This window comes from Anaerolineales bacterium (assembly GCA_015075625.1).
Taxonomy (GTDB): domain Bacteria; phylum Chloroflexota; class Anaerolineae; order Aggregatilineales; family UBA2796; genus UBA2796.
The window spans coordinates 377,456-403,333 of record JABTTZ010000002.1 but is presented as its reverse complement, the minus strand read 5'-3'; the positions used below and the strand labels follow the sequence as shown (position 1 = coordinate 403,333).

General features: G+C 58.7%; 19 protein-coding genes and 1 tRNA gene. 10 read left to right on the top strand and 10 right to left on the bottom strand.

Annotation, left to right across the window (positions count from 1 at the left end; translation table 11 throughout):
- Nucleotides 1-54 precede the first annotated feature (54 nt).
- From HS103_10410 to HS103_10400, 3 genes are all read left to right on the top strand, one after another.
- A complete protein-coding gene (locus HS103_10410; GenBank protein ID MBE7513212.1) occupies nucleotides 55-1,029 on the top strand; it encodes a glycosyltransferase family 2 protein in 975 nt (324 codons plus the stop codon).
- Complete coding sequence (locus HS103_10405; protein MBE7513211.1) at nucleotides 1,026-1,784, top strand: glycosyltransferase family 2 protein; 759 nt, start codon at nucleotides 1,026-1,028, stop codon at nucleotides 1,782-1,784. The genes HS103_10410 and HS103_10405 overlap by 4 nt, the downstream gene beginning before the upstream one ends.
- 258 nt (nucleotides 1,785-2,042) lie before the next feature.
- A complete protein-coding gene (locus HS103_10400) occupies nucleotides 2,043-3,467 on the top strand; it encodes an NAD(P)-binding domain-containing protein (protein MBE7513210.1) in 1,425 nt (474 codons plus the stop codon).
- Nucleotides 3,468-3,810: 343 nt separating this feature from the next.
- Here HS103_10400 and HS103_10395 read toward each other — a convergent pair.
- Nucleotides 3,811-3,883 (bottom strand) — tRNA-Glu (locus HS103_10395).
- Between the two features lie 165 nt (nucleotides 3,884-4,048).
- Here HS103_10395 and HS103_10390 point away from each other — a divergent pair.
- The 4 genes from HS103_10390 (at nucleotide 4,049) to HS103_10375 (ending at nucleotide 7,145) form a co-directional block, all read left to right on the top strand.
- Nucleotides 4,049-5,506: a hypothetical protein gene (locus HS103_10390; GenBank protein MBE7513209.1), complete on the top strand. Its 1,458-nt coding sequence runs from the start codon at nucleotides 4,049-4,051 to the stop codon at nucleotides 5,504-5,506.
- A 56-nt stretch (nucleotides 5,507-5,562) separates the two neighbouring features.
- Nucleotides 5,563-5,928, top strand: a complete 366-nt coding sequence (locus tag HS103_10385) for a DUF952 domain-containing protein (protein MBE7513208.1) — start codon at nucleotides 5,563-5,565, stop codon at nucleotides 5,926-5,928.
- Nucleotides 5,929-6,001: 73 nt separating this feature from the next.
- Complete coding sequence (locus HS103_10380; GenBank protein MBE7513207.1) at nucleotides 6,002-6,325, top strand: SCP2 sterol-binding domain-containing protein; 324 nt, start codon at nucleotides 6,002-6,004, stop codon at nucleotides 6,323-6,325.
- 22 nt (nucleotides 6,326-6,347) lie between these two features.
- A complete protein-coding gene (locus HS103_10375; GenBank protein MBE7513206.1) occupies nucleotides 6,348-7,145 on the top strand; it encodes a DUF2085 domain-containing protein in 798 nt (265 codons plus the stop codon).
- 31 nt (nucleotides 7,146-7,176) lie between these two features.
- On the opposite strand, the gene HS103_10370 is transcribed toward HS103_10375, so the two are convergent.
- Nucleotides 7,177-11,367 carry a protein kinase gene (locus tag HS103_10370; GenBank protein MBE7513205.1) on the bottom strand — a complete coding sequence of 1,397 codons (4,191 nt, stop codon included), beginning with the start codon at nucleotides 11,365-11,367 and terminating at the stop codon, nucleotides 7,177-7,179.
- Nucleotides 11,368-11,697: 330 nt separating this feature from the next.
- On the opposite strand from HS103_10370, the gene HS103_10365 reads away from it, so the two are divergent.
- Complete coding sequence (locus HS103_10365) at nucleotides 11,698-12,132, top strand: TetR/AcrR family transcriptional regulator (GenBank protein ID MBE7513204.1); 435 nt, start codon at nucleotides 11,698-11,700, stop codon at nucleotides 12,130-12,132.
- A 292-nt stretch (nucleotides 12,133-12,424) separates the two neighbouring features.
- Here HS103_10365 and HS103_10360 read toward each other — a convergent pair whose 3' ends face one another.
- Nucleotides 12,425-13,867, bottom strand: a complete 1,443-nt coding sequence (locus HS103_10360) for a redoxin domain-containing protein (GenBank protein ID MBE7513203.1) — start codon at nucleotides 13,865-13,867, stop codon at nucleotides 12,425-12,427.
- A gap of 330 nt (nucleotides 13,868-14,197) precedes the next feature.
- On the opposite strand from HS103_10360, the gene HS103_10355 reads away from it, so the two are divergent.
- Nucleotides 14,198-15,061 carry an aldo/keto reductase gene (locus HS103_10355; GenBank protein ID MBE7513202.1) on the top strand — a complete coding sequence of 288 codons (864 nt, stop codon included), beginning with the start codon at nucleotides 14,198-14,200 and terminating at the stop codon, nucleotides 15,059-15,061.
- Between the two features lie 71 nt (nucleotides 15,062-15,132).
- On the opposite strand, the gene HS103_10350 is transcribed toward HS103_10355, so the two are convergent.
- The 7 genes from HS103_10350 to HS103_10320 all read right to left on the bottom strand — a co-directional run bounded on the left by HS103_10350 (nucleotide 15,133) and on the right by HS103_10320 (nucleotide 25,141).
- Nucleotides 15,133-16,917: a PAS domain S-box protein gene (locus HS103_10350; GenBank protein ID MBE7513201.1), complete on the bottom strand. Its 1,785-nt coding sequence runs from the start codon at nucleotides 16,915-16,917 to the stop codon at nucleotides 15,133-15,135.
- A gap of 6 nt (nucleotides 16,918-16,923) precedes the next feature.
- Entirely contained in the window at nucleotides 16,924-17,715 is a 792-nt protein-coding gene (locus HS103_10345) for a polysaccharide deacetylase family protein (protein MBE7513200.1), read from the bottom strand.
- On the bottom strand, nucleotides 17,712-18,470 hold the full coding sequence (locus HS103_10340) for an ABC transporter ATP-binding protein (protein ID MBE7513199.1): 759 nt from the start codon (nucleotides 18,468-18,470) through the stop codon (nucleotides 17,712-17,714). The genes HS103_10345 and HS103_10340 overlap by 4 nt, the downstream gene beginning before the upstream one ends.
- A gap of 15 nt (nucleotides 18,471-18,485) precedes the next feature.
- Nucleotides 18,486-19,427 (bottom strand): PhnD/SsuA/transferrin family substrate-binding protein, encoded by a 942-nt coding sequence (locus HS103_10335; GenBank protein ID MBE7513198.1) that lies wholly within the window; start codon nucleotides 19,425-19,427, stop codon nucleotides 18,486-18,488.
- Nucleotides 19,424-22,693 (bottom strand): O-antigen ligase family protein, encoded by a 3,270-nt coding sequence (locus HS103_10330; protein ID MBE7513197.1) that lies wholly within the window; start codon nucleotides 22,691-22,693, stop codon nucleotides 19,424-19,426. Before HS103_10330 ends, HS103_10335 begins: the two co-directional genes overlap by 4 nt.
- On the bottom strand, nucleotides 22,693-23,622 hold the full coding sequence (locus tag HS103_10325) for an alpha/beta fold hydrolase (GenBank protein ID MBE7513196.1): 930 nt from the start codon (nucleotides 23,620-23,622) through the stop codon (nucleotides 22,693-22,695). Before HS103_10325 ends, HS103_10330 begins: the two co-directional genes overlap by 1 nt.
- A gap of 247 nt (nucleotides 23,623-23,869) precedes the next feature.
- On the bottom strand, nucleotides 23,870-25,141 hold the full coding sequence (locus HS103_10320; protein MBE7513195.1) for an acyl-CoA dehydrogenase family protein: 1,272 nt from the start codon (nucleotides 25,139-25,141) through the stop codon (nucleotides 23,870-23,872).
- 47 nt (nucleotides 25,142-25,188) lie between these two features.
- On the opposite strand from HS103_10320, the gene HS103_10315 reads away from it, so the two are divergent.
- Nucleotides 25,189-25,857 (top strand): hypothetical protein, encoded by a 669-nt coding sequence (locus HS103_10315; protein ID MBE7513194.1) that lies wholly within the window; start codon nucleotides 25,189-25,191, stop codon nucleotides 25,855-25,857.
- Nucleotides 25,858-25,878 lie beyond the last annotated feature (21 nt).

The window sequence follows — 25,878 nt, the reverse complement described above, 5'->3', positions numbered from 1 at the left end:
CTAGCGCGAGGGCTTTAGCCCCGCCCCCCACGCCCTGCGTTATAATCCCGACTCATGTTTACCAACCCTCCCCTAGACCTTGCCATTGTACTTGTCACTTGGAATGTCCGCGAGCTTGCCCTTGATGCGATCCGCACCGTCCGCGCCGACCTTGCCGAAAGCGGGCTGGGCGGCGCAATCTGGGTGGTTGATAACGCCTCCGCCGATGGAACGGCAGAGGCAATCCAGCACACCTTTCCCGATGTCCATCTGATTGCTTCAGAGCGCAACCTCGGCTTTGCGGCGGGGAATAACCTTGCGCTGCGGGCGCTCGGCTTTGCCGATACGCCAACCCCCGCCCCACAAGCCCCCCGCGCTGTGTTCCTTCTGAACCCTGATACGCGCACCGAACAAGGGGCGCTGCAGGCGCTTTACGAGGCGCTCTTTACCCTTCCCCGTGCGGGGATTGTTGGGGCGCGGCTTGCCTATGAAGATGGGGCGTTCCAACACAGTGCCTTTCGTTTCCCCGGTCTAGCGCAGCTTTTCATCGATCTCTATCCGCTTCCAAACCGCCTTCGGGCGCGGCTTTACGAAACACCGCTGAACGGGCGCTACCCGCGCCGCCGCTACGAGACGGGCAGCCCCTTCGCCGTCGATCACACCCTCGGCGCGACGATGCTTTTCCGGCGGGAGGCGATTGAAGCGACGGGACTCTTTGACGAGGGCTATTTTATGTACGTGGAGGAAGTGGATTGGAGTATGCGCGTGCAGCGGGCGGGGTGGGCAATCTATACCGTCCCCTCGGCGCGGATCACTCACCTTGAGGGGCGCAGCACCCGTCAGGTGCGGGCGCAGAGCATCGTAAACCTGTGGCGCAGCCGGCTGAAATTCTATGATCGCTATTACCCGCGCTGGAAACGTGCGGCGGCACGCCTGTTGGTGCGCGGGGGGATGCGCCTGAAGATTCGGGCGGTACGGCGCGAGGGAAGCCTTCCGCCAGAGGTGCGCGAGGCACTCATCGCCGCCTATCGGGAGGTGATAGCCCTGTGAGCGTCGCGAGAGGTGAGACGATTGAGGCGGTGATTTTGACACGCAATGAGGCTCAGCACATCACCGCCTGCCTTGAATCTGTCCGTTGGGCAGATAGCACCCTCGTTATTGATTCGGGCAGCACCGATAACACAGTGGCGCTTGCCGAATCTGCCGGAGCGCGGGTGGTGACGAACGCTTGGGTCAATTTCACCGTACAGCGCAATACGGCACTGAGCATCGCCACCGCCGATTGGGTGATCTTCGTGGACGCCGACGAACGATCCAGCCCCGAACAAGGGGCAGAGATTCGCCGGAAGACTGCCGAACTGCCTTATGTGGGATATTGGATTCCGCGCCACAACTACATCTTTGGGCGGCTCACACGCGGGGCGGGGTGGTATCCCGATTACCAACTGCGCGTCTTGCGGCGGGGGTGGGCGGGGTACGATCCGGCACGCGCCGTCCACGAGACAGTGATCCTTGACGGTGAGGCGGGCTATCTGGAAACGCCGCTCATCCATTACAACTATCGGGATGTACGCCAGTTCATCGCCAAACAGCGCACCTACACTGCCTTTGCTGCCCAAGAAATGCACACAGCGGGGGTACGCCCCAAAGCCCATAATTACCTCTTACAGCCGGTTCGCCACTTTATTTGGCGTTTTTGGACGCTAAAAGGCTACCGCGACGGGCTGCACGGGCTGCGCCTGAGCGCTTACATGGCGTGGTACGAATTTCAAAAGTACCGCCAACTGCGGCGTTTGGGGCGGTAAGAATTCTCCCCTCGCCGCGAAACCGTCAGGCTAGGATTACCCCCCTGTGGAGTAGGGACGTCCCCTGAGGCGTCCGCTTAACCGCCCTCCCGTTCGCGCCCAATGTGTTTTTTGAAGGGCTTGACATATTGATGAACATCAATATAATTACAGTTCATGGGCATCACTACGAGGACGCTCTTTTTTTGCCCAAACACATTGATGAACATCAATGCAACAGGGGAGGTCTCCCCAAAAGATGAAAGAAGGACACATATCATGGAAAAGGCTTCCTTACCCGTCGCGGTGATCGGCGCTGGACCAATCGGCATGGCAGCAGCCGCGCATCTTCTTCAGCGAGGCGAAACGCCTCTCGTCCTTGAAGCGGGGGCAGAGGTTGGGGCAAGCATTCTGGAATGGGGGCATGTGCGGCTCTTTACCCCCTGGCGCTATGCGACGGACAGAGCATCCACCGCCTTGTTGGAAACGGCGGGGTGGGTATCCCCCGATCCTGAACAGCACCCAACAGGCGCAGACCTGGTGAACGCTTACCTCCGCCCATTGGCGAATGTCCCCCAACTGCGTCCCCATATCAGGGTGAATTCGCGGGTGATTCGTATTGCCCGTGCTGGCTATGACAAAATGAAAACGGCAGGGCGTGAACAAGCGCCCTTCCTTCTGACGGTGCGAACGAAGTCTGGCGAGGACATCCAGTACCTAGCGAAGGCAGTCATTGATGCATCGGGAACGTACCGTTCACCAAATCCACTTGGGGCAAACGGTACGCCGGTGTTAGGCGAAGAAGGGGCGGCTGAGCAGATTTTCTACGGGATTCCGAACGTGTTAGGCGAACATCGCGCTCGCTATGCGAACAAAACAATCCTCGTGGCGGGCAGTGGCGCATCGGCGTTTAATGTCCTGCTTGATCTGACGCACCTTGCCGAAGACGCCCCTGAGACGAAGGTGATCTGGGTCATTCGCCGTGCCTTGACGAAGAACCTGTTCGGCGGCGGCGAAGCCGATGAACTCCCCGCACGGGGATCGCTTGGTCAGCGGGTGAAGGTACTCGTAGAGACGGGGGTGTTTCAGGTTGTCGATCACTTCAAAGCGGCGAAGCTCCAGCGCGTGGGGGAGCAGATTCAAGTGAGCAGCGAGGGAACAGCCCTGAATCCGGTGGACGAGATTATCGTGACTACCGGCTTTCGTCCCGATCTCAGCCTGTTTTCAGAACTGCGCGTCGCCCTTGACCCTTCGGTAGAAAGCCCAGCAGCGCTCGCCACGATGATCGATCCCAATGTTCATAGTTGTGGGACGGTCCCTCCACACGGTGCGGAGGAACTGAAGCAGCCGGAACAGGATTTCTACATCGTCGGCAGTAAAAGCTATGGGCGTGCGCCAACGTTCCTTTTGCTCACAGGCTATGAGCAAGTGCGCTCGGTGGCGGCGGCAATCGTCGGGGATTGGGACTCCGCCCGCGAAGTTCACCTAGAACTGCCCCAAACGGGGACGTGTTGCACCACACCCGATGCCCCACTTGGCGGGACGTGCTGCGGCACAGCGGCAAGCGGCGAGAGCGCGGTTCACAGTCCGCTCATCGCCCTAGCGGAGATACCCGTAACGGCAAGCCCGATCCGCGAAGCAGCCGTTGGCGTGGGGGCGGTAGGGCAGGCAATTCGTCCTAAGAATCAGGGGTGTTGTGGTTAACCAAACAGGACGTGCGGCGCAGCGCAATCATCGGCAGATGCGCTGTACGTCTCCCCACCCTTACTATAGCTGGTATATCGCCGTCACCATCTTTGAATAGGCTGGCGGCTACCGACCTGTCTTATGGGGTGTTCTGGGGTTGGCGGTGGTGGGGACGATCTTTGCTGTCTTTGCCAAGCGGGGCGGGCATCCCACTGTACAGAGGAGGTGAGTTAATCCGCACCCTGTAGGGGCGACCCAGGGGGCGTCCGTGTAACCTTACCCCTTCCCCTGCTTCTCTCCGCATAAAACGAAACCGCCCTCACTGACTATAGTGAGGGCAGTTCAGCAATGTACCAACTTTTGCCCCTAAGGGGATTCGAACCCCTGTTTTGGCCTTGAAAGGGCCGCGTCCTGGGCCTCTAGACGATAGGGGCGTCTAGCGATCAGGATCATATCATGCCTCCCACCGGAGCGTCAATCCCCGTTTTGCCCTTTCTCCCACAGACCTCCCAACCTTCGCCTTACTGACCGTTCCTATGCTAGAATAGGCGACGCTAATTAATAGTAGCCTTTTCCGCCCATTTTTTTGAGGATTCCCCATGACTCACCCATCCCACCACACCCTAAACAGCCACCACATGAACAACAGCCGTCCCCCAAAAATCGTTATTATCGGCGCGGGGAGCGCCATTTTTGGGTTAGGGGCGCTCTCGACGATGATCCAAAGCCCGCACCTACACGGGGCGGAATTTGCCCTGTGCGACATTGACGAAGCGGGGTTGGCAACGATGACGGCACTTGCCCACAAAATGAATGAGGCATGGGACGCCGGCTTGACGATCACCAGCAGCACCAACCGGCGCGATCTTCTCCTCGGCGCCGATTTCGTCATTGTCTCCATCCAAGTGGGGCAGCGCGAGGAAGTTTGGGAGATGGACTGGCAAATCCCCCTGAAGCACGGCGTCCGCCAGCCCTATGCCGAAAACGGCGGACCTGGATCGTTCAGCCACACCGCCCGCAATCTGCCGCCGCTGCTCGCCATCGCTCACGATATGGAAGACCTCTGTCCCAACGCCTACTATTTGAATTTGGTTAACCCACTGATCCGCCTGACGCTTGGGATCAGCCGCTATTCCTCAATCAAAGTGGTGGGCTTGTGTCACCAGCAGTTGTGGGGCTACGCCATGGCGGGGGCGATCTTTGCAGATCGCTTTGATATTCCCCTCCCCGATCATTTTCATGTCCACACTGATGCCGACAACATGCCGAATTTCATCCCTGTGGCGCGGAAGGCGCTTGAACACCTAGAGATCAAGGCAGCGGGGATCAACCATTTTTCGTGGGTCTATGAAATTCGCGATAAGGCGACGGGCGAAGACCTCTACCCCGAACTGCGGGATCGCTGGCTTTACCACACTCGGAAAGACTTTGAGCCGCTCACCCGCGAGATGTTTGAGATTTACGGGCTGATGCCCACCCCGGGCGACAGCCACCTCTGCGAATTTTTGCAGCATGTCAGCAACCCTCTTACTAAACCCTGGGAGCGCTATGACCTAAAGTTGCAAAGTTGGGAGGGCAACCGCCGCCGCCGCGCCTATCGAAAGGCGCTTGCCGAGGCGATTGTGGCGGGCGAAAAGAGCGTGGAAGAACTGCGCGATGTGTACCGCCACGCCATGCTTGACGAGGGCGTTCCTGAAATGATCGCTGGTGTGTGGTACAACACGAATCATTACCATAACCAGTTGAACATCCCCAATCGCGGCTTCATCCCCAATTTGCCCGATGAGGCAATTGTCGAAGTGCCGGGCGTGATCAACAGCTTTGGTTTTCAGGGCTTGACCTTCCCAATGCTTCCTGAGTCGATTGCCGAGATGTGCCGTCGCGAGTTGGCGCTGGCATCCATGTACGTTGACGCTGCTGCAACGGGGGATCGTATGCTGGCGCTCCAAGCGCTGCTGCTTGACCCCATGGTGACCGATATTGAGCAAGGGAAGGCAATCTTAGCCGATTTGCTCACCGCCTTTCGGCAGTACCTCCCCCAATTTGAAGGCGAATAGGCGCGACAGGCGGGCGACCCCACATGGTTGCCCCTATCCTACGTTAGAAGGACTTGATGATTTATCATATGATTAGCCAAGCGGCGTGGGACGCCGCACAAGCGGCAGGGGTGGTAACAAATGACTCTCTGGCGCGTGACGGGTTTATCCACTGTTCGCAGCGGCATCAGGTTGCCCCTGTTGCCTCTGCTTATTTTAATGGGCAGCGGGATATACTCGTCCTGCGCATTGATCCGGCGCGGCTCACGGCTGAACTGCGTTACGAGCCGCCGCAACACCTCAAGGGGCTGCCCGAACCCTCCACCAAGGAGGACGACATGTTTCCCCACATCTACGGCGAGATTTCGCTCAGCGCGGTGATTGATGCCGTGCCGCTCATCCTTCACCCCGATGGCTCGCTCACATTGCCGGATGGGGCATAAAAGGATATAGTCTCAACCACAGAATTCGTTCTGAGCAAACCATCCATACCGAATCTTTAGGAGACTTTGCATCATGGCTTTTGCGAATGTAGAAGAATTGTTTGCGGGGCTAAAAGGGCGTTTTCGCGCCGATAAAGCGCAAGGCGACAAGGCAACCCTGAGCATCATTCTTTCTGACGAAAATTACTGGATCACGGTGGACAATGGGACGATGGACGCGGGCAAAGGGAATGCACCCGGCGACCCCGATTTGATCTTGCGGGCGAAAGCAGATGATTTCGTCAAGATTATGAACGGCGAGATGAACGCTATGACCGCCTTTATGCAAGGCAAGGTGAAGGCAGAAAAGAACATGGGGCTTGCCGTCAAACTGATGGGCTGGTTTGGGATGGGGTAAGCGCGTAAGCGAGGCTGCCCGCATGCGCCGCATAGCCCCCCGCCTGATACCAGTGGGGGCATTCCTCACTGTTGCCCTTTGGGTGATCCTTACCCCCGCCGGAATCATCGGCAAGGCGGGGGCGGTGGGCTACGCCATTTGCCACCAAATCCTCGCTCGCACCTTTTTGATCGGCTTGCCCGGTGCGGAGGCAATGCCGCTCTGCGCCCGCTGCACGGGGATTTACCTCGGTGTGTTGGTTGGCTTTGCCTTCGCCGGAATGCGCGGGCGGGGGCGGGCGGCGCGGCTGCCACATCTCCCGCTCTTGATCGTCTTGGGATCGTTCGTCGCCCTTATGGGCATTGATGGTGTGAACAGTTACATCCAGCTTTTTCCCGATGTCACAGGAGTTTACACCCCCGCCAACCCCTTGCGGCTGATCACCGGAATGCTTTGTGGTCTTGCTGTGAGCAGTGTCCTCTTGCCGCTGTTCAACCGCAGTGTATGGGAAATGCCTGACCAGCGCCGCATCCTGGATGGCTGGCGCGATCTACTGGCGCTCTGTGCGTTGGGCGCTGCCGTCGTCGCCCTGATTCTTTCCGAACGCCCGCTCATCCGCCTGATCTTGGGATTCCTCAGCGTGGGGACGGTTGTTTTCGTCCTGATTCTGATCGGCTGTGTCTTGTTTTTGAACCTCAGCCGTCATCCGCTGGCGCGTGGTTGGCGCGAGTTGGCGCTGCCGCTGAGCGCGGGCGTGTTCCTTGCCTTTTTGCAATTGGGCGGAATGGCTGCCCTGCGTTTTGCGCTCACCGGCACATGGGGAGGCTTCGTTATCGGCTGATCGCTGGCGGCGTGGCGCTCCGCCCATCCCCCTAAATCAAGCTCGCCTTGCGCCGTCCGCCGCCCAAACCCTCCAAGCGTAGAATGGCATACGCGCCCTGATCGTCGCCCACCGCAAGGGTGACGCCATCGGCGGCGGCGGCGGTCAAGGGGCGACGCCCTCGATACATGGCGAGGGGCGTTTCTTTTTCCGCATCCCAGATCGTCAGCGTCCCTAAACCGGTGGCGGCATAGATCAGCCGCCCCCCGCGCAAGACGCCCACCGCCCGAATTGCCCCCGCCACCCGCAAAGACAGCCGCACCAAACGCCCCTCGGCAAAAAGATAGCGCGAGAGCGATCCATCGTCTCCACCCAAAAGCAAGGACGCCCCATCGGGGCTAAACGCGCCGGTCGCGAATCCCCCTTCAATCTTTGCCACCTCCGCCGCCTTTTCCCCACGTGGCGGCAGCCACACGCGCACTGTGCGGTCTTGGCTAATCGTCACTAGGCGTTCGTCCGTTGGGCTGAACAGGCAGGCGGTGATCACGTCGCGGTGACCCTTCAACGTTTGCACCAACGCCCCACTCTCGGCGTCATAGAGCCGCACCGCCCGATCCGCACCGCCCGTCGCCGCCAGCCAAATCGGGCGCGGCGCGTTGGGGAGCGTAATCGGGCGCGAACTGAACGAGACACAGCGCAGTGCCTCCCCCGCGCCAGTGAGCATTTTGTGCTGTGTCCCACGCCCCACATCCCATAGGCGGGCGGTCTTGTCGGTGGACGCAGTGACCACCAACCGCCCATCGGGACGAATATCACCGCCCGTTAGCGCCCCGCTGTGACCGCGAAAGGTTTGTAGCAGCGCCCCATCCGCCGCCCGCCACAGCCGCGCTGTCCGATCCACTGAGGTGGTCAGGATCATCTCTCCCTCAGGGTTAAAGCGAATGGCGCTGAGGGCGGCGGTATGTGTTTCTTGGAAGGGTTCGGCACTTAGCCGAGGGGAGAGCGTGCGCGGCGTCCATGCGCGGAGCATCCCATCAAGCGCAGCGGAGAGGATGCGCCCCCCTTCGCTCTCAATGACCACGCCCGTCACGGGGCTGCGATGCCCAACAAAGCGGGCAACCGGTTCGCCGCGTTCCAATGTCCACAGCCAAAGGGTGCGATCTTCGCCCGCCGCCGCCAAGACGCGCCGTCCGTTAAGGACGCCCACTGTCAGTGCAGCAATGCCCGCCGCCGCCCCGCTCAGCGTGTTGATGATCGTTCCGGCGGTGGTATCCCACAGGATAATTTGCCCGTCTGTCCCGCCCGTCACAAGGATCATGCCGCCGTTCTCATCGGTGAACGCCGCCCCAGAGGTGACCACCCCCCGATGTCCCTTCAGGGTTGTGATCAGGATATTTTGGCGCACATCCCACAGCCGGACGAGCCCATCGGCACAGCCGGAGGCAACCATCCCATCGCTGAGGAATACCCCGCAGCGGACAACATCGGGGTGTTCATAAAAGGCACGAAGCAGTGTCCCCGTCTCGGCATCCCACAGGCGCAGCAGCTTATCATCACTGGCGGTCAGCGCCCGCGAGCCATCGGCGCTGAGGGCAATGCCCGTCACGCGGCGCTTATGCCCCTCAAGGACGCGCACGAGCGCCCCTGTCCCCGTATCCCACAGAAAGGCGGCACTCCCTTCGCCACCGGTCAGCGCCAGATTGCCCGCTTCCGTCATGGCGCATGCCAGCATGACCGTCCCCCCATCCCACATCCGGTAGAGTTCCCCGCCGGAAAACAAGGCGATGCGCCGATCTTCGGTCACCACGACGAGCCGCTTGCCAGTCGCATCCCCCGCCATGCCGAGGATCGGCAATCCCGCCCAAAGTTCGTGAGAGGGCGTCACCTCGGCACGGCTGATCGGGGCGACCAGCCGCAGCCATACTCCCCGCCGTGTTTCAGCAGCGCTCTCCAACGCCCCATGCAAGACGGGGACGCCGATCAGCGCATTGTAGAGGTAGCTGAATGTGCCAGCAGCATCGGTGGTAAAGGCAGGGATCAGCCGTTCTAGCGTCTCTTGCAGAATGTCCAGCGCGGCGCGACGTTCTTCTTCTTCGGCGGGCAAGGCAGCGCGGACTTGATTCAGATCGTCCAACACCTCTGCCAGCGAGACGCGCCCCAACCGCGCCGCAAGAAAGTTCATATCCGTCGCTACGGCGAAGGCCTCATCGGTTTGCTGCGAAAGCGCCAAATGAGAGGGCAGGTATTGCAGGGTATAGAGATCGTTGTATTCCCTAGAGGAATCCCCCCGCAAGGCGCTGGCGATGCGCCGATGTGCTGCCTGAAGTGCCTCGTGGTGGGCATCGATCAGCCAATAGCGCAGCGCCGGATGTGCCAATTTCCACCCCATTGAGGTGTTTTGAATGAGCGGTGTCAGCGCCCCTAGCCGCCCCCGAACAACCTCTAAGCGTTCGTCAAGGATCGTCCCTAGCAGCCGCTCTGGAAGGGCAGCGCGAGCGGCGGCTAAGACGGTGAGCAGGGTCAGCCGTTCGCCATCTTCCGCCACCAAACGCCCCACAAGATACGCATAAAGCCCGTCTAGTCCGGCGGGGATCGCGGCGATCTCCTCTAGGTCCAGCTTGCGCAGGGCAAGGTATTCCAAAATAACATTTAGGTAGAGCGGATTCCCGGCACTTTTTTCAATCAGGGCAGGGAGGTCAAAATCGCCCCCGCTGAGATTAGGAAAGAGTGTGGCAAAACGGGTGCTGAGCGTCTCGTGCAGATCGGCACGTAGTTGATCGTTGTCAGGATTCAGTTCCAGCCATGTCGCTTGGCGAAACAGGCGCTCTAAGCGCGGGTGCGGTGCGCCGGTGACAATCAACCGCAGCGCTTCGGGGAGCGAACGGAGGGCGATCTCCAGCAGATCGACAATCGTCCCGCCCGGATGTTCAAAAGACGCCTCCAAACTATCGATAATGAGGTAGATCGTCTCCGTCTCACGGCTGATTGGCGACAACACTCGCGCCTCGAACGCTTCTGCCGAAGAAAGCCCGATCTCGTCAAGGGCATTGCCTGTGCTGCCGCCTCCCCAGCCGGGAATGACTGAGGTCAACTCGGCGGCAAGTGTCTCCACGAAAGCGCGGGGGTCAAGTGTGCGGGCTTGTTCCGCCACCAATGCATAATGGATCACGCGCTTACCGAGCCTATCGGCAAAGCGAGCCGCTAACGCCGATTTCCCAATTCCGTGCGGACCGACAATGAACAGGATGGGTGACTCCTCCTCGCGCCATGCGTCAAAGGCTTGGATCGCCCATGCCCGCCCGCTAAGGGCAAGGTTAGAAGGAGTTACCGCCATTCCTAAGGTGGGCTGATCCTCGGTGGTATTCGGCGCGAATGCGGTTTCGAGGAGGGTGATCGTCCGCCCCTCGCCGCTGATTGCCGCATGGATCGCCCGTGCCAGAGCGCCCGCCGAGGGGTGACGCCGCGTTGGAATTTTATCGAGCGCCTGAAGGATGATCAGATCAAACTCTGGGGTCAGGTCGGGGCGTTTTGCTGTGACCAACGGTGGCGCATCGTTCAGGTGTTTGTACATCAGGCTGAACAGGTTATCGGAGCGAAAGGGGAGTACCCCTGTCAGCATTTCGTAGAGCATGATTCCGACGGCGTAAATATCGGCATAGAAATTAATTGCCAGCCCTTGCCACTGTTCCGGCGGCATGTAGCTGGGCGTGCCGATTGCCTCTCCAGTCTGTGTTAAATCTGCCCCGCCAATGACCTTTGCAATGCCAAAATCGCTGAGGTAGGCATTGCCCGCCGCATCGAGCAAGACATTGTGAGGCTTGATGTCGCGGTGGACGATCTCTCGTGTGTGGGCGTAATCGAGGGCGGAACAGACCTGACTGAGCAGGCGGTTGACCTCGGCAAGAGGGAGCGATTTTCCAGCAAGCTGCCCGTTCAGACTGCCACCGTCGAGGTAGCGCATGACAAGGTAGGGGATGCCCTCAATCTGACCAAAATCGTAAATGGGGAGGATATGGGGATGTTCAAGGGTGGCAATCAGGCTCACCTCGCGCTGGAAGCGTTCGTAATAGGGGGAATCTGGCTCCCCTATCTCGGACATGACCTTGATCGCTACTTCGCGCCCAACAGATGCCTGCCGCGCCTTGTAGACCGTCCCCGCTCCCCCCTTACCAATGCGGGCGAGGATGTCATATGCGCCGAGGCGCGTCCCGATAAGCGTATCTGTGCCGCGTTTGTCCGTCACCGCCGCCCCCTTATGAGTGGTGAATATGCCGAGGAGAGATTATAGCCTTAGACCCCCCCCACATGCCCTGATCCCCCTCGTTTTTGAGGGAGAAAAAGATGAACGCGGCGGTGCGCGTGCCGCTCCTGTAGGGACGCCCCCTGAGGCGTCCGCGTGACCCCCGTGCTAAAGCACGGGGCTGAGATCAGCCGCCCCGTTGGGGCTTGAAAAACGCCCTTACCTTGTTTACGAGGGACGGGGGTTAGAAGTTCTTGTCCGTTTTTTCTGTCACCTCTACAATGAATGAATGGTCATTCAATTGAATGGCTATTCGTTTAGGGAAGTCTCACAATGAAAGATGCCGCCCAAGTGCAGTTTGAAACAGCACAGCGCACCCAGATATTGGATGCCGCCGCAAAATGCTTTTCACAGCAGGGATTTCACAGCACGACGATTAAAAACATTGCCAAAGAAGCCGGTATTGCCGATGGCACAATTTATAACTACTTCACGAATAAGCCTGCCTTGTTGGTAGGCATTTTCAACCGCATGAGAGGGTTGGTTGAACCGGATCAACATGCGTTATCGAAGCTGATCGAGGGCGATCTGCCGATCTTTTTGAGAGCGTTTCTGCAACTGCCTTTGACGACGCTTCATCAGGATAATTTCCAACTCTTTCGCGTCGTACTCTCCGAAATGATGGTCAATGATGACCTTCGCCAGCTTTATTACGGGGAGATTCTTGAACCAACCTTTGCCTTTGCCAAAAGGTATTTTGGAACATAGGCGCAGCAACACAAAGTGGGGAATCTTGCTATCCCGCTCATCGTTCGCGCCATTTCTAGCCTGAAGATGGGGGCTGCCATACGTGCTGAGAATGGCGTTCAGACTGCCGTCACCCTTGTGGAAAAGATGACTACCCATCCAAAATCAAGATCGTTCAGGATGGATGAGACGGTTAGAGAGTAGGCATCTGCCCTCACCCCTTTTGTCCCCCTCCCCTTACGGGGAAGGGAGAATCAATATTCCCGCTCCCTTGTAGGGACGCCCCCTGGGGCATCCGCCTGCCCCGCACCACCTAGTTCAGCCACCCTTTGAGGGCGTTCTCAAACAGCGCCAGATCGAATGGACCCGATTGAACGGCAAGGATGCGCATATCCCGCCCGATGATGTATGTTGTGGGGTAGCCCAACACCTTGTACTGGCGGTTGATCGCGCCGGAGGTATCCATCGCAATGGGGAGATCAAGCCCTTCCGCCGCCAAGAATGCCTCTATCTTGGCGCTGTCCTCAAGGAAATTCACGGCGAGGACGGTGAATCCCTTCCCGCTATAGGTTTTCAGCATCTCTTGGAAAAAGGGCATTTCCTTCTTACATGGAGTACACCATGTTGCCCAAAAATTGAGCAAAACCACCTCCCCGCGAAGGTCGGAGAGTGCTATGGGCGTTCCATCGGGGTGTGTCGTGCGGAAATCGGGCGGGGTTTGCCCCACCCCAAACCCGACGACGTTCACCGCCGCATCGGGAACACCCACTGGTGGTGTCGCGGCGGGTGTGGGGGGCAGTGGTCTCTCTCCTTTGCCCGCTAAAATGTACTTGTAATCGGGACCATACTGCATACATACGCCGAATTCGGCAAGCGGGGTTCCGCCGCTGACACAGCCATCAAGGTTATAGACGAAATCTGCCAGCGCCCCGCCCGCATTCGCTAGGCGCGTCAATTCGCCCGTGTAGAGCAGCACGCCGACAAGGATCATGAACGAGCCGCTGACGAGTTCCACCGCCCGCATATGGCGTTGAATCCGCTTGAAGAGGCTGCGCATCCGGTTGAGCGCCAGCGCTGTGAGCAAAAACGGCATACCCAAGCCCAAGGAATAAACGAGCATCTGGACGCCCGCGCCGAGGAACGCGCTGCCCGATGTTGCCAGCGATGCCGAGGTCAAAATGCCGCCCAAAATCGGTCCGATGCAGGGCGACCACCCCGCGCCGAAAAACATCCCCATGAGGAGTGATCCGGCATACCCACCCGCCCCGTTCGTATCGACTTGGCGGCGGGTGTCCATGTAAAGCCAGCCGGAAAGCCGCGTCACGAACTGCGTGATCGGGCTATTGGGGGCAACACGCCGCAGGAATGACGCCAGCCAGCGCGTCCCGCCCATCATGTGCAGCCCAAAGAATATGACGACGATCCCGCCTACCTTTTGCAAGATGAGCTTGGCATCTTGGGCATTTCCCGAAATGCTTTGCAGTGCCGTCAAGCCTGCGCTGAGGATCAAGCCGAAGAAGATGAACACCAGTGTGAACCCGCCGACAAAAAACACACCATGCAAAAAGACGGAAGCGCGATTCACGCGGATTGCCGCCCCGCCCGCCCCCGCTGCCCGCAGTTCGGCAACGGATTGCCCCGCCGCTCGTGCTGTCAGATAGCCAATGTAACCCGGCACAAGGGGCAGCACACAGGGCGAGAGAAACGAGATCACGCCGCCGAGAAAGGCAACGAGCAAATTGATATCACCGGTCATGGGAAAAGACCTCTCCACTATGGAGGAGATTGTACAAGGGCGAGAGCAGATTGGGGATAATAGATTTATAAATGGTTGGCGAAGGTGCGCCAAGCACGTACCTTCACCCTCTCGAATTGCCGCCGCGCCCCAAAAGAGCGATAATCAACATAATGTAGGAGTTACGCACTTGCCCTTATCCCCCTACCCCCTTCTCCCTTAGGGAGAAGGGGGAAAAGAGGTTTTGAGGGGGAAGCCCACTCAAACTGCCCCTTTCGATGAATACAGGGAAAACAGGTTCAACTGCGTAAGTCCTAATAATGGTCCCCCCACAGTGAAGGATTCCTCATCATGGCGACGAAATCTCTCCCCAAACACCCATTCGGACGGACAGGACACCACAGTTCCCAACTTATTTTCGGCGCGGTGGCGTTGGATAAGGCGACACCAGCCGAGGCAGCGCAAACGCTTGCTCTGCTCTTTGAGTATGGCATCAACCATATTGATACAGCAGCCAGCTACGGCACATCGGAAGATAAACTGAAACCATGGCTGAAGGATCACCGCGATCAGTTTTTCCTTGCCACAAAAACGGGCATCCGCACCTATGAAGGGGCAAAAGAGAGCCTCCACCGTTCGTTGGAACGGATGGGGGTCAGTTCGGTTGACCTGATTCAACTTCATTATTTGGTAAACCCCGATGAATGGACGACGGCGATGAGTTCCAATGGGGCGCTAGAGGCTCTGATCGAGGCGCGGGAACAGGGCTTGACGCGCTTCATTGGCGTCACCGGACACGACGTGGCGATCACCGCAATGCACATGCGCAGCATGGAACATTTTGCTTTCGATTCCATTTTGCTCCCCTACAACTGGATTCTGATGCAAAATCCGACCTACGCGGCGGGGTTTGAGTCTTTGCTTGCGCTGTGCGCCGAACGCGGCACGGCGGTGCAGACGATCAAGGCGATTGCGCGTGGGGCATGGGGGGCAAATGGTCAGCAGGGACCAACATGGTACGAGCCATTTACCGACCAAGCGGCGATTGATGCGGCGGTGCAGTGGGTAATTGGGCGTCCGGAGGTCTTTCTGAACACGGTGGGCGATGTGCGCTTGCTGCCAAAGGTCTTGGATGCGGCTGCCCGCTTTGAGCGCCGCCCCTCTGATGAGGCGATGCGCGAGGCAATGGCAGAGGGGACGCCTCTGTTTGTCTAGCGGCGGCTTGTATCACCCCCTCGTTCCACATCCTTTGGGACGCCCAGTGGGCGTCCGCACCGCCGCCCCGTTTACACACAGGCAATGGGGATCACTACCATGAAGGTGCTGCCCATATTCAGTTGGCTCTCCACGCGGATTGTCCCTTTATGTCCCTCGACAATTGCCTTGACAATTGCCAATCCCAAGCCATTCCCCCCTGTGTGGACGGATCGTGCCTTGTCTGCGCGGTAGAGCCGCTCAAAAATGTGCGGCAAGTCAACATCGCTAATGCCTATCCCCGTGTCGTGGACGGTCAACCACGCCTGATTGACCCGCTGCCCGCTGCGGAGTGTGACCCGTCCCCCGGCGGGCGTGTAGCGGATGGCATTCTCCACTAGGTTTTGCACTACCCGGATAAACTCTCCTTCATCCAGACAGACCAAGCGCGTTATGGGGTTTGGCTCGTAGACGAGTGTCACCTGTCGCGCTGCGGCTTCCTCTATATAGGCGTTCACCACGTCGCCCACAAGCCGATCCAAATTACACGGGGCAAGGTCATACGTCCCCCGTTGATCCAAGCGCATCATATCGAGCATCGTGTTCAAGAGGCGGTTCAGGCGGTCTGCGTTCTCCCGCAAGCCCATCGCTCGATCTTCCACCAAGCTGACCATTTGGCGTAAGTTTGCGCTTGGGGCAACCACATCCCTAACGGTGGGGGCGTTTTGGATGTAAGCAAGCTGTTCAACAATGCGGCTGATGAACTGCTCCAAAACATAGGCGGAGGTTGTCAGGGCGGTGATTGGTGTTTTCAGATCGTGCGAGGCATTGCTGATGAATGTCTCTAGAAGGTGCATCCGCTCGCGCTCAACGGCAAGCTCCAGCGCCCGGCGCTCTGCCTCCAATTGGTCGGTGATGTTGCGCATCACGGTTTGGCGTGCTAGGACGTTATCAAAGTGAATGACTGCCCCAATCGCCTCTACCGGAATGATCACTCCATCGGGGCGCAGCAAGCGCTGGCGAACAGGGATTGTCTCTCGTTCGGTGGCGTGGATGATCGCCCGTACATGGGCGACATCCTCTGGGTGAATGATGGAGACAGGCGTGATCAGCGCTCCCCACTCTGGATGATCGATCAGCCCCAACAGCCGCCGTGCCGCCTGATTCATATAGAGAAAGGTTTCATTGTAGGTGATCACGATAGCATCAGGCGAGAGTTCAACAATGCTGCGGTAACGGTCTTCGCTCTCGGCGGTCTCTCGGCGGCGAATTTTCTCAAAACGCTGCTGCTGGTTCACAACAGTAATGACCAAGACAGAGATCAGCAGGGGAAATCCCACCGGACTATCAATCCCAAAAATCTGCCCAAAGGTGAGGTTTTCTAGCCTCAGCAGCAACGTGACATAGGTGATCGCCCCAATTTGCTGTACCACAATGAGAAAAATGGTGAAGCGTCGTGAGCGCAGCATTGCCGACAAAAGAACGGGAATGACCAAAAAATGAAGGATGCCGAGGGTATCTTTCCGCAAAAAAGGATTCGCCGCAACGAAAATGACGAAGGTGGTGAATAAGATTGCGCTTGACGCTGCCAGTTTATAGTGTCCGGCGCGGTTTGCCGTATAGAGGATAAGCAGGACAACCACCGAAACGGTCGCAATGATGTTGATCGGATCAATGCGGATCGTTTCCCATGGATAGCCAATATTGACAATGATGGTCATTCCGGCACCGAGGAACGCCGTGACGAGGAGAAAAATAGAAAGAAAACGGGATTGTTCCCGCTGCGTCAAATCGTGTACGGTGGGGGCAGGGGCGATCAGGCGCTCAATCCATGCCGGAGAGTCGCCCGCCCTGAGGAGAATTTGGTTGGGTTTCATCCGTCCTTATCCCCCTTCGCCAAAATAACGCAGGTAAACATCAGTGTCACGCCAATCGTTGCCTGGTCCCACCCGCCCCACATAGTAAGGGCGTTCGGTGTTTGTATCAATGACCCGTCCACCGACAATCCCCACCAAAAATTGATAGCTTGTCAGGCGCATCGTCTCGAAAATGCGCTCGTCAAAGACGCGCAGACGGTGTTCCGAATACACATTTCCGTAAGGGGCAACGAGCGCAATGGGACTAATGCCAAGACCATCCTCCATGCGCCGTGCCGAGCCAACGATCTCCGCCTCTAGGGCGCCCGTCTCGCTGTTCAGAATACGTGGCAGGCTGCGGTGACTTGTCGTGTGGCTGGTCAGTTCCCATCCGCGCTCCGCCAACTCGCGGATCACGGCGAAACTTTTCGGCGTTCGTGCTGCCGTCTCGTTGGTGACGACGGCAAAAACGCCGCGGTAGCCCGCCGCCTCAATGACCTCCGCCATCGCCAAAAAATAGGGCTGAATATACGCCGTCCCCAAATCGTCAATGGTCAGGATAATGGGCTTGGGGGGGAGCGCTGCCACTCCCTGTATTGCCTTCAGCAACTCGGCATACTGGATCGGTTCGTAGCCCTGATCGGCAATCAGGGTCATGATCCTTTCCAGTTTCCACCGATCTTTCGTGTGAAACATGAGCGTTGGCGGTGTGGGGAGCGTCCCTCCCGCCCCACGCAGCGCCCTCCCCCCGCTGAGCAGCCCCGCACCGAGGATGCCCAAATGACGCAAAAAAGCGCGGCGGGAAAGGGGCTGGCTCATGATTCATCGTCGCCTAAATAGGCGGCAATGACCGCCGGATTTTGTTTGATGGCGGCGGGCAACCCTTGTGCGATGATCTCCCCAAAATTGAGGACGTAAATATCATCACAGACTTGGTGAATGAAGGTCATATCGTGTTCAATAACAAGAATGCCCACCCCTTCGGCTTTCAGGCGTAAGACGTGTTCGCCAAGTGCCTCGGTTTCCACCGGATTCATACCGGCTGTCGGCTCGTCCAAGAGGATCAGGGTGGGGCGGCTCGCCAGCGCCCGCGCCAATTCCAAACGGCGCTGATCGCCATAGGGGAGCGCCGCTGCTGGAACATCGGCTAGTGCCGCCAAGCCAAAGCGCTCCAAAAGAGCATCGGCGGCGGCGATCAACCCTCGCCGTTCGCGGCGAAAGTAGGGTGTTGTCAGGAGCGAATCAAGGATTGAGGAATGTCCGTGCGTATGTTGGGCAACGATCAGGTTATCGCGGACGGTTAGTTCCCCAAAGAGGCGAATGTTTTGGTAGGTGCGGGCGATCCCCAAGCGGGCGATGCGGTGCGGCGAGAAGCGCTGAATCGCCTGCCCGCCAAAACGGATTTCTCCCTCTGAGGGGCGCACAAAGGCGCTGATCGCGTTGATCAGGGTTGTTTTGCCCGCCCCGTTCGGTCCAATCAAGCCGGTGACGCGCCCGCTCTGTACGGTGAGGCTCACCTTATTGAGTGCGGTCAGCCCGCCGAAGCGCTGCGTCACATTCTGAACTTCCAACATAGCGTTTTGCCTCGGCTAGGGCGTTGTGATGCCCGCCTCGCGCAGAAGGGTGACCATCGCTGCAATGTCGCTGGCGCTGGTGTCTACGAATGCTTCGGCGTCGATCAGCCCCTCCAACGATGTGGGGAGGTCTTTCAGCAAGCGTGTGACCTGATCGGCAATTGCCTTCGGGGTGGCAGTGGTGACGACAACACCCCCATAGGGCAGTTCAGGCGTTGTGGCGATCACACTGACGGCGGCAGTGATGCGCTGTATCCCAGGCACGATAAATCCGGCGAGTGTGCCGGCGGGAATTGCCCCCACACATTGGGCGTTGGCAACTTCCTTGACAAGAACATCGTTGTTCGCCACCGGACGAACCTCTTTCAGGATGGTCACCGGATCAATCTGGAAGGTACGAATCAGCATGGCGGGCAGCACCCACCCGACAATTTCCGCTGCCTCAACGCGGCAGAACGAACGACCACCAAGCCCCGTCAGATTGGCGATGCGCAGTTCGCTGCTGGCGATAATATCTGCTCGATAGCCCCGCCCGCGTCGTGCGCCGCTGCCGCGTTCTATGGCAAGCGTCGGGCTGGCACAGCCCTGCGCCGCCGCGCTGACCATCGTCCAACCGTCAACGATCCCAATCACGGGCGTCCCACTGCACAGCGCCGCCAGAGCTTCCGCCGGACTGAGGACGACAACCTCGAACACGCGCCCCGTTTGCGTGTTCAGATAGGTGCGAAAGCGCGTCGTCGTTGAATCACTGTTTTCGGGAGGGACAATCACGATGCGGTAGGGGCGGCGCTCCGTCCCAAACGGTTCGCTGGTGGCAACGGTGGGCAGTGGGGTCGAAAAGGGTGTCAGAGTCAGCGTTGGTGGCGGTTGGGTGGGGGCGGTTCGGGCGCTGCCGCACCCCGATAGAAGGAGGGTTAAGCCAACAAGGATGGCAATCCAACGATGGGTTACGCTCATGACGATGCTGCCCCTTCCCATTCATGCTGATCTTCGCGTTTTGCGGCCATCTCGGAAGTATATCCCGCCCCGCCGAAAATCGTCACCAATGCCAGCAAGAAACAAAAGACATAGGCGAGATCGGTGACAAAATAGCTGTGATCGACCAGTCCATGTGCGAGAACATCGGTCATAACGCCCATTCCCCCCACGATCACCGCTAAAAGACGGGGATCGCCCTGTGGCAAATGCGCCTTTGCCCGCGCCGCCCGATATGCCCGCCATGCCGCCTGCCAAAAGGCAGCTTGCAGCGCGATCAGCAGGGCCACCCCGCCAATTCCCAAGCGCACCCAAAAATCCAAGAGGATATTGTGTGGGTGGGAAAGGTCGGGTTCTTGCCACGCCTCCGGCAGAATGTAGCGACTGCGGTAAAGGTAGAGAAACTGATCCAGCCCCGCCCCTGTCAGCGGGCGTTCGCTCAGCAGGTTCAGGGTGCTTGTCCAAAGCTGCACACGGATGAACGACGACGAACGAGAGACATCAAACGCCCCTTGCAGACGCGGCACAAAACGGGCGAGAGCAATGATTCCCCCCACCGCGATCAGGATCGCCCCCGCCGCCAACAGACCCCGCCGCCGATCCCACAGCAGCAGAACGACGATCAGCGCCGCCGGAACGCCGATCAGCAGCGCCCCAACGCTCTGCGTCAGCAGCAGCGCCGCTCCGATCAACGCCGAGAGCATAGCGGCGGCAATCTTACGCGGACGTCCGGGCGCAATCAGCACAAAGGCGACGGCGAAAGGCAGCACACGCCCCAAAAAGAGCGCCAGATTATTGGGAGAGGTGTATACGCTCATCAAGCGACGCGATCCACCTTCGGCAAGGGTGATACCCCACCCGCCTGTCAGGTAGCCGATCATCCCATAAAGCGCCACCGCCCCCCCTGCAAGAATCAGCACATCGACCAGCCGTACAGCGTCCTCAACAGTGGGGCGGTAAAGGCGCAGCAGCGCATAAAAGAGAATGGGCTGGAGGATCATGATCCGCAGTTCGCGGCTGGCGGGGTTGATCTGGGCACTCCATGTTAGGGAAAGCGCCCCCAATATGACGAAGGCGATCAGCGCCGTATCCATGAATGCCCACCGCAGCGGGGTTCGCTGGTGGGCGGGCGGGGCGTAACGGCGGAACGGGTCGGCGGCGCTGCGCAGCATCCATCCGAAAAATGCACGCACGGCGACGACACTGGCGGTGATCAACGTCGCCAATTCCACCATCGGCAGGGCGTAGACGTGCAGATCAATGGGAGCGAGGAAGAAGGGCATCCAAAAGACGATCAGCGCCAGACCGATCAGGGGACGATTGTAGATCAGCACCCACAGGGCGATCAGGGCGACCCCTGTCAGCGGGAGAATGGGCGAAAACGACAGCCCGCCGACGACGATCCCGGTCAGAAACAAAGCAGGGATATCCCGCCGCAGCAGTTCGGGCAGGGCGTTGTTCAGGGTGAGCGCCATCCCCACCGCAGCCGCAAGGCTGACACCAATCCCGCCCAAAACGCCGCCCATCCGACCTGAATAATGGAGGACAGGCTCTGCCGCCGCCCGCAGTATCCGCCGCGCTCGCCATGTGCTGAACGCCGCCCCAATCCCGCCGATGAGCGCGACCAGAACGCCGAGGGTCAGCCGTCCATCCTCTGAGGGCGGCGGGCTGCCCACTCCCACCCCCGCCAGAATCCACTGATCATAGCCAAGCCATGCTCCCACCGCTGCCTCATGGTCGCCATGTGGGAGGCGTGCCGCTTGAATCATCTCGGTGAGCGGATCGCGGGTGGGTGATTTGAGCAATATGTAGGCTTCCCCGCCGCCTACTGGGTTTCCCTCCGGGATGCGGGGGAGCGTGTTCCCCGGCTGCCCGTCCACACGGGGGTAGAGGTAAGCGGTGAAATCCCCCCGCCGGACGAGAAAACCAAGCGAGCCACCCCGAAAGCGAAAACGAATCGTATGCCCTGAACCATCGGCGGGCGGGCTTTCATCGGGGGCGATCTGAAGGTCTGCGCCCAACGCCCCAAAGCGCCATCGCCCGCTGTAGGCTAGACGAGGATCGTCCGGCGGATACAGTCCGGGAGGCAGCGCTCCAGCGGTGTCGAAGAACGCCCCATCGGCAAACCACGCCCGCGCCTTCTCTCGCACGGCGAACCCTTGAATCGGATCATCGGCGGGGGCGGCGGGCTGCCAATAGGCAAGGATCAACCCGCCCGCCCATGCCCATTCATTCGCCGCCCGTTCATAGGCACGGCGGGTATAGCTCTCTTGGGCGAGGGAATCCACTGCGCCCCATATCGAGGGGCGCCCCGTCCAATCGGGCGGAAGGCTGTTCCAGCCAAAATGACTGCCCCACAGCGGTTTACGCCCGTCACCGTGTTTTACCATCACCTCGCGCAGCAAAATAAGGCGCGAAAAGTTTAGGCGGTTGGCGTCTACGGTGCGGTCATCGGGGCTGTGATCAAAGCCATACGGTTTGCCCGCCGCCGCGTCGAAGGCATCTGCCGCGCCCGCCGCATAGAGCGCCTCTAGGTAGACGACATCGCTCAGGTTGCGCGGACCCGTCTCCATCGTTGGGGCAAGTCCGGCGGCGATCACCGTCGCCGTGCCATCGGCGGCATGGATCGCCGCATATACCGCCTTGAGCATGGCGGCGTAATCGGCGGGGCGTGGATCAAGCCCACCCCAATGGGTGTTCAGGTTTGGCTCGTCCCAAACTTGGTAGTGATCGATCTGGTCGCCATAACGCCGCGCAAGCTCCGCCGCAAAGGTGGCGAACGCCGCCATGCTCGCAGGGGGGGCGTAGAGTCGATCTGATGCCTCCGGGCGACGCGCCCACGCTGGCGTGGAATCCAGCACAGCGACAAGACGCAGAGTCGGTATCTCGCGCAGCGCATCCATGATCGGCGCGTAGGCGCTGAAATCAAAGACGCCCTCGCTCGGCTCGATCAGCGCCCAATCAAAGGTCTGGCGCACCCACACAAAACCCGCCTGAGCAATTCTGGCGAGTTCGGCGGGGAGTGCCTCCGGCGCGTACTGGGTGAGGTCAACATTGACGCCGGGCAGCGCTCCCCGAAAGGGGAGCGCCGCATCGGTGGCGGGGTCGCTCCAGCCGCGTGTCAGCACACGTCGTTCGTAGAGCGCGGCGGTGGCAACCCCCACCCCCACAAGGGTGAGGATTAAAAAAGCGAGAAAGGCAAGAACCGCCCGCTTTCGCGGTGGCGCAGATGGATTCGCTGTGGTCATTACATCCTATATCGTTTCGGCGCACGGAGGATAATAACAAAACCAGCCAAGCCAAAGGTAAACAAGGATCGCCACCCCGCACAGCAGTAAAAAGTATATGGGTCATAGATGGGGACGACAGGGTTCGCTGTCTCACTTGGCATCTTTGCGGTGAACCAATCGCCAATGTCACCCGCCATCGTTTGGCTATCGGTCAGAAGCGATATGCCATGCCCTTTCTCGGCGGGGGTGATCACCTCTGGAAACTGCTTGTACCACGTGCCTAGGGTTGGATTGTCTGCCTCACTTTTCGCCGCGTAAAGGCGTACCGGACGGCTGACGACTCCCTCTGGGTTGGGTTTCAGCCCGCCATAATCGGGGGCAGGGGAAAGCACAACAGCCGCCACAATATCAGCGTATTGCTCAATCATCAGGAGAGCGAGGTTTGCACCGATGCTGCTGCCCAAAACGCCTATTTTTTTAGGATCAACAGCAGGGTGTTCGGTGAGCCATGTATAGGCAGCGCTGGCGTCTTTCAGGCTCTCTGCAAGAGGAGGTTGTTTTGCCCCATCCCAATAGTAGCCGGAAATATCCATCGTCAGGACGTTGAACCCCCGACTTTGAAGCGCCTTTGCCAGTGGGTCAAGCATCATGCGATCAGCGAGGACAAGCCCCTCCCGATCCCCGTCACTGATTTGGGGAAACATCAAGACAGTGGGTCTTTTTTCGGTCGATTTCGGCATTGCCGGAAAAAACGTCCCTTGAATGTCCGTCGTTTTTTGCTTATTGATCATCTTTTCGACAACACCCGGAATGGTTACCTCCTCACTGGCGGGTTGTTCTGTTGGCGTTTGAGCGCGGATTGTCCAGATGGTTGGTAAAAGCAAAGGAAAGATGAAAGAGAAAAGAAGCAGCCCTAATGTAGTACAGTGTTGTAACGAACGCCTCATGAGACACCTCCCAACAATCGAGTTCACTTAGTCAAGGTCTCCCCTCCTACCAGACTATAAAAGGGTGAGAGTGAGCAAGAGGTTACGGTCTATTCTAATCGTCTTTTGGAATTCGGTGGTGATTGGGAAAGGTGGGATGTATGGGCGGATGCCCCAGGGTCGCCCCTACGAAGGATGTGGGGAATGAAGTTCCCCCTCTCCATTTATGGGGAGGGGGCGAAGAGGTGGGATGTATGGGCGGATGCCCTTACGCCAATTCTTTGGAGGTGTAACCCAAAATGCGGCGGGCGACGATCAGCGTGTTGATCTGCCCTGTCCCCTCGTAAATGTCGTTGATCTTGCCGTCACGCATCCACTTTTCAACCAGCCATTCGCGGCTGTAGCCCATCGTTCCCAAGAGTTCTACCGCCTTCTGGGTGACGATGGTCACTGCCTTGCCCGCTTTTGCTTTCGCCATGGAGGCTTCAAGGCTATTGTGTTCGCCGTGATCAAGCAGCGAGGCGGAACGCAAGGTGAGCAGCCATGCCGCCTTCAACTGCGCCTCCATCTCTAGGACATCGCGCTCTACGGTGGTCATGAGGTGTTTCGGTTTGCTGTAATCGAGGCTGATTCCTTCTTCGGCAAGTTTTTCCTTCACAAATTCCAGCGCCGCCCGCCCTACACCAAGCGCCGACGCCGCCACCATCGGACGGGAGGCATCGAAGGTTGCCATCGCGCCCTTGAATCCGGCTGTGCCGCTGCGGTCACGGACTTCTGGACTGCCGAGGAGGTTATCGTAGGGGATGCGGGCGTTCTCAAGGACGATTGCCGCCGTGTCGCTGGCACGAATGCCGTGCTTGATCTCCACGCTGGCGATCTTCACACCGGGGGTTTTCGCCTCTACGACGAAGGGTTTCATCCCCGCCCGTCCAGCGCTTTTGTCCACCGTTGCCCACACGACGAGGATACCATCTGATTCCTCAAGAGCGAGCTTGCCATTTGTGCAGAAGATTTTCCAACCGTTCAAGACCCATTCGTTTGTTGCCGGATCAAGGACAGCAGTTGTCTCAATGGCGGAGGTGTCCGACCCGGCGCCGGGTTCGGTCATCGCCATGGCGCCCCATTTCGGATCGCCCTCGGCAAAGCGCGTCAGAAAGCGGAGCTTTTGGTCGGTTGTTCCCACCGCCTCAATTGCCGACCCCGCCAAGAGTGGCGAGGGCATACAGAGGTACTGCCCGACATCGCCCCACGAAAGCTGTTCGGCAAGCATGATCAGGCGAAGGTAGGTTATGCCAACCTTCTTTTCACCCTTTTCACCGCCCCCGTTCGCACCATTTTTGCCATTCTCAAGCAGTTTAGCATTCGCCCGCCCTTGTTGTTCCTTCAGGACGCCCCACATCATGTTGATAAAAACCCATGGGCGTTCGTGTTCATTCTCATCAAGCTGGCGCGAATAGGGGCGCATTGCCTGTTCTGCCACGCCCTTCAGGAGGGCAATTTCGCCAGCAAGCCGTTCGGGAATTTCAAAATTGATCGTCATCTTAACGTCCTCATGGTAGAGTTTTACTGAATCAAGGATGGTCTTGTATGGATACCAATCACGAACTACGACAGGTTTTCGATTTCACCGATTCCGATCTGGCGTCCAACCGGATGGGAGAGCTTTCCCAACGCCAGCTAACAAAACTGCGGATGGGGGCGAACCGGAACTTCGCCCTCAGCATGGTTATGATCCTTGCGGTGGGAGTGCTGGCGCTGTTCACTATTCCCAACACCTCAAGCGAAGTGTCCATTGCCCTGTTCACTCTAGCCATTCCCACCTTTGTCGCTTTTCGGCTGACGATAGGGGCAGTCATGCGCGTTGCCGCACCGAACACCGTCCAAAAACGGACGGGGCAAGTCTACTTGCGCGTCCCCATGAAAGGGTTTGCGCCGCCGCTGCCGCCGGAAAAACTCGCCATGCTCGCCACCCGTCGCGGCTGGTTCGATACCTCGTATTCCTCGCTCTACATGATGGTAATTGAGGATCAGGTTTTTGCCCTCGATCAGCAGGAATACGCGGTGATGTCCCCTTCCGTCTACACCGTTTACTTCCTCCCCACGATGCATAAAATCATGGCGGTGGAGATCGTCGCCTACTCGGATGAGAAGGCGAAACGGATTATTGATGTGCCAGAGGGTGTGCCGCTTATGCCGCTGACCAGCGGGCAGCCTTCCGGCTTGTTTGACCGTCACGGTGAGGATTTGAAAGGGTAGCCACTCCCCTTCATCCTCCTT